The organism is Flavihumibacter sp. (genome assembly GCF_036676075.1).
In the GTDB taxonomy this organism is placed as follows: domain Bacteria; phylum Bacteroidota; class Bacteroidia; order Chitinophagales; family Chitinophagaceae; genus Flavihumibacter.
Genome location: NZ_JAKFDQ010000022.1, coordinates 42,205 through 54,107, shown reverse-complemented (window position 1 = coordinate 54,107; position 11,903 = coordinate 42,205). Strand labels below are relative to the sequence as shown.

At 41.6% G+C, this 11,903-nt stretch carries 12 protein-coding genes; 6 read left to right on the top strand and 6 right to left on the bottom strand.

Going from position 1 to position 11,903, the window contains the following annotated elements:
• The first annotated feature begins 13 nt into the window (after positions 1–13).
• From V6M43_RS16670 to moaCB, 6 genes are read left to right on the top strand one after another with little or no spacing between them, the layout of a single operon-like run.
• Entirely contained in the window at positions 14–1,195 is a 1,182-nt protein-coding gene (locus V6M43_RS16670; protein WP_332737234.1) for a molybdopterin molybdotransferase MoeA, read from the top strand.
• An 8-nt stretch (positions 1,196–1,203) separates the two neighbouring features.
• Positions 1,204–1,941, top strand: a complete 738-nt coding sequence (locus V6M43_RS16665) for a sulfite exporter TauE/SafE family protein (protein WP_332737232.1) — start codon at positions 1,204–1,206, stop codon at positions 1,939–1,941.
• Entirely contained in the window at positions 1,938–2,177 is a 240-nt protein-coding gene (locus tag V6M43_RS16660; protein WP_332737230.1) for a MoaD/ThiS family protein, read from the top strand. Before V6M43_RS16665 ends, V6M43_RS16660 begins: the two co-directional genes overlap by 4 nt.
• Position 2,178: 1 nt before the next feature.
• Positions 2,179–3,279 carry a HesA/MoeB/ThiF family protein gene (locus tag V6M43_RS16655; RefSeq protein ID WP_332737228.1) on the top strand — a complete coding sequence of 367 codons (1,101 nt, stop codon included), beginning with the start codon at positions 2,179–2,181 and terminating at the stop codon, positions 3,277–3,279.
• Between the two features lie 7 nt (positions 3,280–3,286).
• Positions 3,287–3,730 (top strand): molybdenum cofactor biosynthesis protein MoaE, encoded by a 444-nt coding sequence (locus V6M43_RS16650; RefSeq protein WP_332737226.1) that lies wholly within the window; start codon positions 3,287–3,289, stop codon positions 3,728–3,730.
• A 3-nt stretch (positions 3,731–3,733) separates the two neighbouring features.
• On the top strand, positions 3,734–4,645 hold the full coding sequence (gene moaCB, locus V6M43_RS16645) for a bifunctional molybdenum cofactor biosynthesis protein MoaC/MoaB (RefSeq protein ID WP_332737225.1): 912 nt from the start codon (positions 3,734–3,736) through the stop codon (positions 4,643–4,645).
• 1 nt (position 4,646) lies between these two features.
• On the opposite strand, the gene V6M43_RS16640 is transcribed toward moaCB, so the two are convergent.
• The 6 genes from V6M43_RS16640 to hisA form a co-directional block, all read right to left on the bottom strand.
• A complete protein-coding gene (locus V6M43_RS16640; RefSeq protein ID WP_332737223.1) occupies positions 4,647–6,824 on the bottom strand; it encodes a DUF5916 domain-containing protein in 2,178 nt (725 codons plus the stop codon).
• Between the two features lie 158 nt (positions 6,825–6,982).
• On the bottom strand, positions 6,983–8,143 hold the full coding sequence (locus V6M43_RS16635) for a serine hydrolase domain-containing protein (RefSeq protein WP_332737221.1): 1,161 nt from the start codon (positions 8,141–8,143) through the stop codon (positions 6,983–6,985).
• Between the two features lie 54 nt (positions 8,144–8,197).
• On the bottom strand, positions 8,198–9,316 hold the full coding sequence (locus V6M43_RS16630; RefSeq protein WP_332737219.1) for a TlpA disulfide reductase family protein: 1,119 nt from the start codon (positions 9,314–9,316) through the stop codon (positions 8,198–8,200).
• Position 9,317: 1 nt separating this feature from the next.
• On the bottom strand, positions 9,318–9,914 hold the full coding sequence (gene hisIE, locus V6M43_RS16625) for a bifunctional phosphoribosyl-AMP cyclohydrolase/phosphoribosyl-ATP diphosphatase HisIE (RefSeq protein ID WP_332737217.1): 597 nt from the start codon (positions 9,912–9,914) through the stop codon (positions 9,318–9,320).
• Between the two features lie 38 nt (positions 9,915–9,952).
• Positions 9,953–10,711 carry an imidazole glycerol phosphate synthase subunit HisF gene (hisF, locus tag V6M43_RS16620; protein ID WP_332737215.1) on the bottom strand — a complete coding sequence of 253 codons (759 nt, stop codon included), beginning with the start codon at positions 10,709–10,711 and terminating at the stop codon, positions 9,953–9,955.
• 16 nt (positions 10,712–10,727) lie between these two features.
• Entirely contained in the window at positions 10,728–11,897 is a 1,170-nt protein-coding gene (hisA, locus tag V6M43_RS16615) for a 1-(5-phosphoribosyl)-5-[(5-phosphoribosylamino)methylideneamino]imidazole-4-carboxamide isomerase (RefSeq protein WP_332737213.1), read from the bottom strand.
• Positions 11,898–11,903 lie beyond the last annotated feature (6 nt).

The window sequence follows — 11,903 nt, the reverse complement described above, 5'->3', positions numbered from 1 at the left end:
AAAAGAATTTTTTATGATCACAGCAGCTAAGGCAAGGCAGCTCATAAGGGAGAATACTGTGAGGCTCGATCCTGTTACCGTTTCGCTTAGTGAAGCTGCTGAAAAGATACTTGCAGAAGATATTTTTGCGCCTATTGATATACCTGCTTATCCTCAATCATCCATGGATGGTTATGCATTTTCATACCAGGGCTGGATGGATTCAGAAGACCTTGGATTATATGGAGAGGTAGCGGCGGGGAGGGGCGATAGTTTTGAATTACCTTCCGGTAAAGCTGTACGCATTTTTACAGGAGCTCCTGTACCTACCGGTGCAGATACAGTTGTAATGCAGGAAAAATGCAGTATATCTGAAGATGAACTTATCATTGATGACCCCTTTCTTAAAATTGGTGATAATGTACGGCCGAGGGGATCAGAAATAACCAAGGGCTCAATTGCATTAGAAAAAGGCAGCAGACTCAGCCCCGCGGCAATAGGCTTTATTGCAGGTATCGGCATAACTGAATTAACTGTTTACCCAAGTCCCGTAGTAAGCATTATTGTAACTGGAAATGAGTTGCAGGTTCCCGGGGAACCTCTTTTATATGGGCAGGTTTATGAGTCAAACTCCTATTCACTTAAAGCTGCTCTATCAAAATCAGGAGTGAGTGTTTCAGAAATTTACCGGGTGGAAGATCAACTTGAATCACTTCGCAGCACACTTACGCAGGCACTTCTTAAAAGTGATATTGTATTAATTACAGGAGGTATAAGTGTAGGAGATTATGACTTCACCCTTAAAGCCTCATTACTTTGTGGAGTGGAACAGGTTTTTCATAAAATAAAACAAAAGCCCGGAAAACCTATATTCTTTGGGAAGAAAGGAAATAATCTTGTTTTCGGACTACCTGGTAATCCCTCTTCAGTTTTGACCTGCTTTTATGAATATGTACTGGAAGCCATCAGCATTCAACAGAACCGAAATGTTACACTTGAAACACAGAAATTACCTTTATTAAATGCACTGAGTAAACCTGCGGGAATTGTACATTATTTAAAAGGCTTGCACGATGGTAAAACTGTCCGTTCACTTGATGCCCAGGAATCTTACAAACTTAATTCCTTCGCAAAAGCAAACTGCCTGATTGTTCTCCATGAAGATATTATGGTTTGTCAACCGAATGATTTGGTGGAGGTCCATCTACTGCCATAAATAGTATCATGGAAATAACAGTAATATTTTACCTGCTTCTATTCACCGTTGCTTTTTTATATGCATCTGTGGGCCATGGTGGTGCAAGTGGATACCTTGCACTCATGGCCATTTACGGGTTTGCACCTGACCTTATGAAACCCACAGCCCTGTTATTAAACATTTTTGTATCACTAACGGCTTTCATTCAGTTTTACAGAGGCAGGCATTTTAATTGGAAAATATTCCTTCCCTTAGCTCTTGCGTCAATTCCCTTCGCCTTTCTTGGCGGTATAATGAGCATAGATGCAACTTTATATAAAAAAATTCTTGGGTTGTTGTTATTAATTCCAATAGCCAGGTTTTTCTTTCTTACAAAAACAGGCGAAGAAGAAAAACAGCTACCAAACATTGTATGGTCATTGTTATTGGGAGCTATGATCGGCTTTTTATCAGGGTTGATTGGAATCGGGGGAGGAATTATTTTATCGCCCATACTCCTTTTGCTTCGATGGACCGACCAGAAACAAACTGCTGCGATTAGCGCCTTATTCATTTTCGTAAATTCGTTATCGGGATTATCGGGACAACTTACCAAGGGTATACACTTCAGCAGCGATATGTTGTTAATGGTGATAATCGCATTTGCAGGAGGCCTTTTAGGGGCCTGGTTCGGTTCACTGAAGTTCAGGCATGAGATACTTAAATTTACGCTGGCTTCCGTACTAACCCTTGCCGCATTTAAATTATTATTTACAACAGCATGAACAGTGAGATAAATATTATGGTTTTCGGACAACTTGCAGAATTAACAGGTAGTACATCGGTAAAAGTAAATTTACCTGAGGACACGGACAGTTTGAAGAAGTTACTGCTTGAACAATTCCCTGCACTTGTCAATTATAATTTCATAATAGCGGTTGACAAAAGAACTATTACAGAAAACAGCAATCTATATCAGGGCGCCACGATAGCCATCTTACCCCCATTTTCAGGTGGATAATATGCAAAATCAAGAAAACATATTTGCCCGATATCATCGCCAGATGATATTAAAAGGCTTTGGTAAAGAAGGCCAGGAAAAACTCAATTTGGCAAGGGTACTGGTTGTGGGTGCAGGTGGCCTTGGATGTCCGGCCCTTTTATTTCTTGTAGCAGCTGGCGTCGCTACAATTGGAATAGTAGACCATGATAAGGTAAGCCTTAGCAACCTTCACAGGCAGGTGCTCTATAGCGAAGCTGATATCGGCCACCCTAAAGTGAGTATCGCTGCAAAAAAACTTCAGATGATGAATGAGATGGTCACCATCATTCCATATGAAACAAAACTTACTGTAAGCAATTGTCTGGAGTTCTTTTCGAATTATGATATAATCCTTGATGGTAGTGATAATTTTCCCACACGATATTTGATCAATGATGCCTGTGTATTAACAGGCAAGCCCCTGGTTTATGGAGCGGTATCGCAGTATGATGGTCAGGTTGCAGTTTTTAATGTTAATGGCGGAGTAAATTACCGTGACCTCTTCCCTACCCCGCCGAAAGACGGGGAAGTTCTAAACTGTGCAGAATCCGGCGTACTGGGTGTATTACCTGGAATTATAGGTAGTATGCAGGCAAATGAAACAATAAAACTAATTACGGGAATAGGAGAATCTTTGGTAAACCGACTATATACTTTTAATGCACTTACAATGCAGAGTTACGATATTCAAATAAGTGCTAATCCTTTATCAGCTTTTTTGATACCTCCTGACGTTGAATCATTCACACAAAAGGATTATGATTGGGAATGTGGCATCCCTACTACTGATCTTGAAATTGATCATAAGCAATTTGATAAACTGCTAAGTGAAAATATTACAGTGATTGATGTGCGAAATCCCGATGAAACACCTTTTATCACTTCCTTCGATCATCAGAAAATACCTCTTTCCATTTTGCAGGAATCGTTTGATGAGATTTCGGGCGAAACAGTCGTTTTCATTTGTCAATCAGGAAAACGGAGTCTGCAAGCTGCGCAAATGTTTCGCGAATGGTCCGGATCAGAAAAAAATATCTTTAGTTTAAAAGGAGGGATTCTCAATTACGAAACCCTTATATAATCATTATATGGAAGCCAGAAAACCAAAACAGCTATTTATTCAGGGTGCAATAAGCAGTTCATTCATTGGTGATAGTATTCAAAAACATAGCTCCCGTCATGATATTGGTGGACATAGTATTTTTCTGGGTCAGGTCAGGGCCGACCAGGTTGACGGAAAAACTGTCAGAGCAATTGAATACACCAGTTATGAGGATATGGCACTTGAAAAAATGCATGAAATCAGGGAAGCAATCTTTTCAAAATATGATCTGAGCTGCCTTCATGTTTACCATAGCCTCGGTACAGTTGAAGTGGGTGAGATTTGCCTTTTTGTATTCACTTCTTCTGCGCATCGGAAGGCAGCTACGGAAGCCTGTTCTGAATTAGTTGAAAGAATCAAGGCGGAGTTGCCAGTGTGGGGGAAGGAATTATTTGATAACGAAACCCATCAATGGAAAATAAACAAATAAAGAATGGTCAACATTACCCATAAATCATCTACTCTTCGCCAGGCTATCGCATCAGCGATATTGAAAGCTTCAAGCCAGGCAACCATTGATGCAATTGAACAGCGTAAAGTTCCTAAGGGAGATGTCTTTGAATTTTCCAGAGCTGCGGGACTGCTGGCTATAAAAAAAACCAGTGATGTTATTCCTGATTGCCATCCCTTGCCGATAGAATATGCTGCTATTACGCACCGTATTGATGGACTAAACATTATTATCAGGGTTGAGGTACATACAATCTATAAAACAGGAGTTGAAGTTGAGGCAATGCATGGCGCATCCGTTGTTGCTCTAACTATGTATGACATGTTGAAACCGCTTGATAAGGGAATTGAAATATCTACTATACGTCTGGAAGAAAAAAAAGGAGGCAAAACAGACATGAAGTACGCCATATCAGATCAGGTAAAAACGGCTGTTATCATTTGCTCTGATAGTGTTTCCGCAGGTATCAATGATGATCTTACTGGTGAGCGCATGGCTCAAAAGTTAATTACATATAATATTGCATTGACAAAACGCGAAGTCATCACTGATGACTTCAGTATAATACAGGCAAAAGCGAGGGAATTGGCGGATGCCGGTTATCAACTGGTATTATTTGCCGGCGGTACAGGCCTGGGCCCCAGGGATCAGACTCCGGAAGCCCTTGCCCCCTTACTTGACAGGGAAGTGCCCGGCATTATGGAGACTGCCCGCAATTACGGACAGCAGCGCATGCCTTATGCAATGTTGTCTCGCGGCATTGCTGGTTTTATTGGTGATATGCTTGTATTAACACTACCCGGCTCCCCACGAGGTGCTGAAGAAACAATGGATGCCTTGTTTCCTCATATCCTGCATATATTCAAAGCTGCTGAAGGAGTAAGGCATTCATGAATTACATCGTGAACCAATATGTAAACTTTACAACTAGTGCCCGGTTCTTAACCGACATATATTCAGGAAGGTAATTGTCTGTGTACACAATGAAGAAATCAGAGGCAGGTTTGTAACGCCATTGTAACCGGGTATTAAGATTAATGTTCTTCGTTTGTTCATTATACTGACCAAACGCGGTGAAATATAATTTGTTAGTAAAAGTAACATCTATCCGGGGACCAATTAACCAATAGGTACGCTTACCCCATGGCATAGGCAAACGAAGATCGTTATAGCTTGTGCTCATTGTAATGCCTACATATGGTTGAAACCGATAACCCAATTCATTAGTAACCTGTAAACGTGTTCCTTCGGCAAAATAGCCCCCGTAACGTAAGTATGCGGAATAAGTAAATAAATTCCTGGGACTGGAAATATATTCGAGGCTAAAGTTATTCCAATTATGCTCCGTTCCGGTTTGTAAGGAATCCAGTCCGGAATTAGTAGGATCAAAAGGGCGTAGAAGTTTCACATAATTCCTCGCCACCAAACCATTCAATGTTGCCTGGTTCCTGAAATTAAATTTATATGAGAGATAGGTTTCGTAATCCGTTTTCTTAAAAGTTTCATTTAAGTAATAGGTACTTTGGGCAACAGGTCCATGACTGAGTATCTTACCCGTTTTAGCAAAGAAGAGATATCCAAGTTGTGGATTAACCTTAATGTATCCGGTTCTGGGAACATAGCCCACTTCTGCAACGTAATCGCGGCCCACATATTCATGCTGCCAACCCAGTAGCCACTTACGATCTGTATAATTCAAATTAGCAGCATGTGTAACAGTTCGCCCTGAAGTATGTGGACTAAATGATTTTAACAGAAGTGCTTTCCCTGTCCAGAAATTTCCGGGAGAAGCAAGGTTATACTCAATTCCAATATTCCTGTTATACTGGCTATGTTCAGGTGTTAGCGGATCCTTATCGGGTTGATAATTTATTGACTGTTTATTAATAAAAAGTAATCCGACGCTTGATCTGGAGAAAACTTTTCGTTGAAGTGACATTACAGCGAAATTCTGAACAGGAAGATCCATTTCTCCAACCGCCTTTGTTTGCATATCCATTATGCCTATGCGCCAATCCTTATTTAACTTACCACTAAGTCTTGCACCAAATTGGATGGGAACATTCAAACCAATACGCCGGGAGAAAAAAGGCCTGACATTGGTATAGCCGAAATTGCCAAAGATATCGGCGTTCTCCAGGAAAAATTGCCGACGTTCGGGAAAGAATAATTCAAACCTGTCAAGGTTGGTCACTTGCTTGTCAACTTCCACCTGAGAGAAATCAGGGTTAACTGTAAGATCCAGATTAAGTGCAGAAGTGATTCCTATTTTCAGGTCAGCTCCTATCTCTTTTCGGTAATCTGTCTTGGTATTTTTATCATGATCTCTTGATAAGCCACCCAGAACATAAGGAATTACTGAAATGTTGGCTCCTGTGGCAGGTGGCGGCTGGTCCCACACGAGGTTACCAGTATATGCTAATGAAACCGTGGGAAACTGGCGGGGAACGGGAGCCCAGGATGATTTCTCTGTTGTTTTCAGGTCATTGCGACTGAAATTAAGTCCCCAGTTTGTCATACCCTTTTTGAAGCGAATGGTCTTAAAAGGAACAGCTGCTTCAAAGACCCAGCGGTCATCGAAATTTTTAACAACGGAGGTCCATTTATTATCCCAGCTAAGATCCATTTTACCCCCCTCATAAATAATTCCATCCCATTGTGCACCAGCGGCATTGGCACCAAACGAAAATCCGTTCGTACGGTCTTCAAATGGGTCAAAGAAGAATAAGAAATTATCATTCTTTCCAAAGTTGAAATCCCGGCGCAATGATTCTACAACATAGGGCCCGGGTACAGCATGGTAACAGATCGCGACGAGGTAAAGATTATCATCATCATAGGTCATTTTTACTTCCGTTTTAACCCTTGCAAAACTTGTATCCATTGGTAATACCATAAAGAAATCCCGGGCAGTTTCAGCGCTGGTCCAGGCTTCTTCACTAACATTTCCATCAATGATGATATTACTATTTGCTTTTTGGATATTTAACCGGTAGCGGTCATTTATTTTTTGGGCAGCGGTGGATGTGGCGATAGCAAATGCTACCAAAAGGAAGAAAATTCGGGTTCTCATTTTTTTGCTTGCTAATCGTTGGAATGCGTCAACCTACTCAAATATATTCCAAAATACAGCACCAAATCCTATAGTGTTGAACAAGTAAAAAAGTAATAAACCATGTGATAAAGATCACCGAACAGAAAAATGTTTTCCTATATCGCTTTAAAGGTAAATTATTTACCCTGCACTGATTTAATGACCATGTTCATGAAAGCTGCTAATTTAGAATCATCCAGCCACCTGGTAACAACCACAAGATCGTTGGCTTTATCTATGATTATGTAATTGCCACCATATCCTGCAGCATAGTAGATATCGGGTGGAAGTCCCTGAAGTCCTTTATCCTTGTTATTCCACCATAAGTAGCCATAGGTCTGGCTTGCAGGTGAGGATTGCTGTACTGCTTTTATCCAGTTATCAGACAGAAGCTTTTTGTCTTTCCATTTTCCCTCGCGAAGAAAAAGCAGTCCAAAACGGGCCTGGTCGGCAGCGCTAATGAATAGGCCACCACCAAAATGACCACCTCCACTTACAGACTGTACCATTATACCATCAATATTCACAAAGGAGTTATCATAGCCATACCAGCGCCATGTAGTAGACGCACCGATCGGATCCTGTATATATTCCTTTAGGACAACCGGCAAAGGTTTTCTCCATACTTGTAGTAATGCAAAGGCCAGTAAATTGACCCTGACGTCATTATACTCAAATACAGTTCCTGGTTCTATAAGTTTCCTGTTTTTCCATTCATCAATGGTTCCTTCCCTGGGGGGTCTGTCAGCCCAATCATATTGGTTAAACAGTTCGCCCGACCAGTCGGAACTCTGATTTAGGAGATGTTCCCAGGTAATTTTTGAATTATGCGGTCCATCAAAACTTACATCCCACACATAATCACTCACCCTATCTTTAATGCTCCTGATAAGCCCTTTTTCGAGTGCGAGGCCAGCTATAGTTGACAGATAGCTTTTAGTAACGCTGAAGGTCATATCCACGCGATCTATATCTCCCCAACTGGCAACGATATAGCCATTTTTTATTACAATTCCCGCAGGGCCACCCCGGGGCTTCGTAGGCCCGAGAATAGCATACCCCGGCTCACGCTGATACGACTTCAGAATAGCGACACGAAGATCCCTTTCCTGTTTTGTTTCATTATTAATAGCGAAGGAAACAGCGCTGTCAAGAAGTTTTTTATTTATTTTGAGTTGGGAAGGTGGGCGAGATTGCCAATTAGTATCCGGGAAATATAAAGCCTGTGCATTAAGTGGGCCAGACGTTCCGGTAATTACAATAATTATAAAAAAGCATGTAAGGATTCTATTAACCATACTCCAATTTACGAAGCCTGATCCACTCTGAAGTAAGGCTTCTCACTTTCCTATTTAATTACATCCGCCAAGTAATTCACAGAGCTTATCATGGAGATCTGTACCCCGAAGGTTTTTCGCAACAATTATTCCCTTTGGATCAATCAGCAGATTCTGTGGGATTGACTGAACCTTATACTGCACTGCAACAGCATTCTGCCAAAATTTGAGATCGCTGAGTTGGGTCCATTTTAATTTGTCGGCCTCAATTGCCTGGAGCCACTTTTTCTTATCCCGGTCAAGAGATATCCCAAGCACAGTAAAATTCTTATCCCTGAATCTATTGAAAGCGGAAACTACATTCGGATTTTCCTGACGGCAGGGTCCGCACCAGGAGGCCCAGAAATCGACCAGTACATATTTGCCACGAAACGATGAGAGCGCCACAGGATTGCCGGAGGTATCGTCCTGAATAAAATCCATTGCTTCAAACCCTACCCTTCCCACGCGGCTTTCCGCAATTCTTGCTGCTATGAATTTGCCATAAAAACCTTGCTTCACAGATTCACTCATGGCCTCAAAACTTTTTTCTACCCGGTTAATATCATTTACCACCTGCATGGTTGTTGCCCACATAAATGCAGCAATTTCTTTATCCTGATTTTCCCTTGCAAATAGCTCGCCTGTTTCTGCCATTTCATTGACCAGACCTTTGTATAAGGTCATCAGGCTATCATTTACGCCTGTACGCGAAGCAGTCTCGCTAAGGCTTGCATAGCGTTTGAATAGCGGATCAAATCGCTTTTGGAAAAGTATGAAACCATCATGGGCGGGAGAGCCACTAAATTTGAATTGTTGAATTTTATTGATATCGCCCGTTACAGAAACATTTTTAGGATCCAGGAAAACCAATGCCTTCTTATCAGCGGGCAGAAATACGATATTATATAATTTGGTCTGTAGCAGTTCACCCTTAAGTTCAAACCTCGATTTGTCTGATATTGTTCTGGCGATTGTATCACCCGGTTGATCGGGGTCAGTTAAGTATACCAGCGATTTATCAGCAAGGCCTTCAATATTTCCTTTAATGCTGAAATTATTTGTTTGAGCGAAAACAGGTGAAATAAATCCGACCGTTAAGAAAGCCAGGTAAAGAAAACGAATAGAAAGAAGGGGCAGGAATTTTGTTCTCATATCATTTTGAATGACGATCCTTTAAAATATCAATCACATCCTGTAAACTAAAGCCTTTTGCGTTAAGTAAAAGTAAATAATGGAAAAGCAGGTCGGCGGATTCATTAAGAAAAAGCTGGTCATTGTCGTCTTTAGCCTCAATAACCATTTCCACTGCTTCCTCGCCAACCTTCTGTGCAATCTTGTTGATTCCGCGTGAAAAAAGTTTTGCTACATAAGACTCTCCGGGAGAGGCCATCTTTCGAAGCGAAATAATATCCTCCAGGTAAAACAGGAAGTCTTCAGGATGATTCCTTTCACTCCAGCATGTATCCGCACCTGTATGGCAAGTGGGACCGAGTGGATGAGCTTTGATCAAAAGTGCGTCATTATCACAATCCACAGCCATTGACTTTAGTTCAAGAAAATTACCGCTCTCCTCTCCCTTTGTCCATAACCTTTGTTTTGAACGGCTAAAGAAGGTCACCTTGCCGGTTGACTCAGTATGGTTAAGCGCTTCCTGGTTCATATATCCAAGCATCAGGACTTTTTGGGTCTGGAAATCCTGCACAATTGCGGGCACCAGGCCATCGTCATATTTCAGAAAATCAACTTTCATCCTTCAAATTTAAATAAATCCTCTCTTTCCGGAAGCCCTCATCTCCTGACCTCTATACCGTTTACGGCGAGATAGTGTTTCAAATCGGGTATCTGGATCTCTTTGAAATGAAAAATACTGGCAGCAAGTGCAGCATCCGCATGCCCCTGCTCAAACACCTCCAGAAAATGTTTCATTGCACCACCACCGCCACTGGCTATAATGGGAACGGATAATTTATCGGATAGTTGACGGGTAATATCCAGGGCGAACCCCTGCTTTGTGCCATCATGATTCATTGACGTCAGCAGGATTTCTCCTGCACCTAATGAAACCGCTTTAATTGCCCAGTCAATGCACCTGGTCTCGGTTTTTGTTCGGCCACCGTTTAAGTATACATACCATTCCCCATCAGCTTCCTGACGGGTATCAATGGCCAAAACGATACACTGGCTACCAAATTCTTTTTCCAATTCACCTAGAAGCTCTGGTCTTTTGTAAGCTGCGGTGTTTACAGAAATTTTATCGGCTCCTTGCTGAAGTAATACGCTAACATCTTCCACGCTGCTTATGCCACCACCTACAGTGAAGGGAATATTTATCTGGTGACTAATCCGCTTCACCAGTTCACTCAAGGTTTTTCGTTTCTCTACTGTAGCTGTAATATCGAGGAATACCAATTCATCAGCCCCTTGTTCTGCGTAAAGCTTACCTAATTCCACAGGGTCACCAGCATCGCGCAGGTCAACAAAATTTGTACCCTTAACGGTTCTGCCATCTTTGATATCGAGGCAGGGAATTATTCTTTTAGTTAGCACTGGTTGTTATAGTTTATCATGTTAGATCATTCTCCCAAGTCTTAGCCGCTAAATCTTTAATCCTGATCCGTCCTTCATAAATAGCCTTTCCAACTATGGCTCCGGAACAGCCTATTTCTGAAAGCTGATGGAGGTCATACAAATTGCTCACTCCACCACTTGCGATAAAGTATAATTCCGGGTATTGGGAAATGATATTTTTATATAATTCCAGAGAAGGTCCTTCCAGTTTCCCATCCTTACTCACATCAGTACAAAATACCTGTTTGACACCATGATCCTGATATTTACGTATAAAATCATATATCCAGATATTTGTTGTTTCCAACCATCCACTCACTGCTATCCTTTCGTCTTTTACATCAGCCCCCAGCAGAAATTTTTCGGGGCCATATTTTTTGAGCCAATCCGCAAAACTGTTTTCATCTTTAACGGCGAGGCTACCGATAGTTGCAAGTTCTGCACCCGATTCGAAGACGATTCGAAGATCATCCTCCCTTTTAATTCCTCCTCCAAAATCTATAACCATTGATGTTTTAGCAGCAATTATTTCAAGAACTTTCCAGTTCTTAACAGCACCTGCTTTTGCGCCATCAAGGTCAACCAGATGAAGTCTCCTTAGCCCCGCATCTTCAAACTGCATGGCAACTTCAAGAGGATGCTCATTGTATATTGTCTTTTGTTCATAATCACCCTGGGTGAGCCGAACGCATTTACCGTCGATTATATCAATAGCGGGTATTATTTCCATTGATCTTTTTTTGCTATGCTTATTCAAAGGTTTTACCATTTTGCGGTATTCGTGGCCATTATCTTCCCAACCAATACCATCGGGGAGCATTCCAAACCGGTAATAAAGTCCCATTGCCTCCGTTCTTGCATTGCACCAAACTATTTCGAAATTTCCCTCTTCAGCATACTGCATAACTTTCTCCAGCAGCATGCTACCATAACCCTTTCGCTGTGCTTCTGGCAAGGTTGCAAATTTCCGGAATTGGAGGGATTTTCCTTTCTTAAATACGGAAATAATACTTACTGTTTCACCATGCACTTCCACCCCCCAATGAATTGCATTTGGGTCGTCTTCAAGCTTAACAAAATCCAGTGTCCGCTCCGGATACATTACCCGATGCCTGATTTGCCACACTGTATCCAGCGATGGTGATGTAATATTCAATCCTGACATATAATC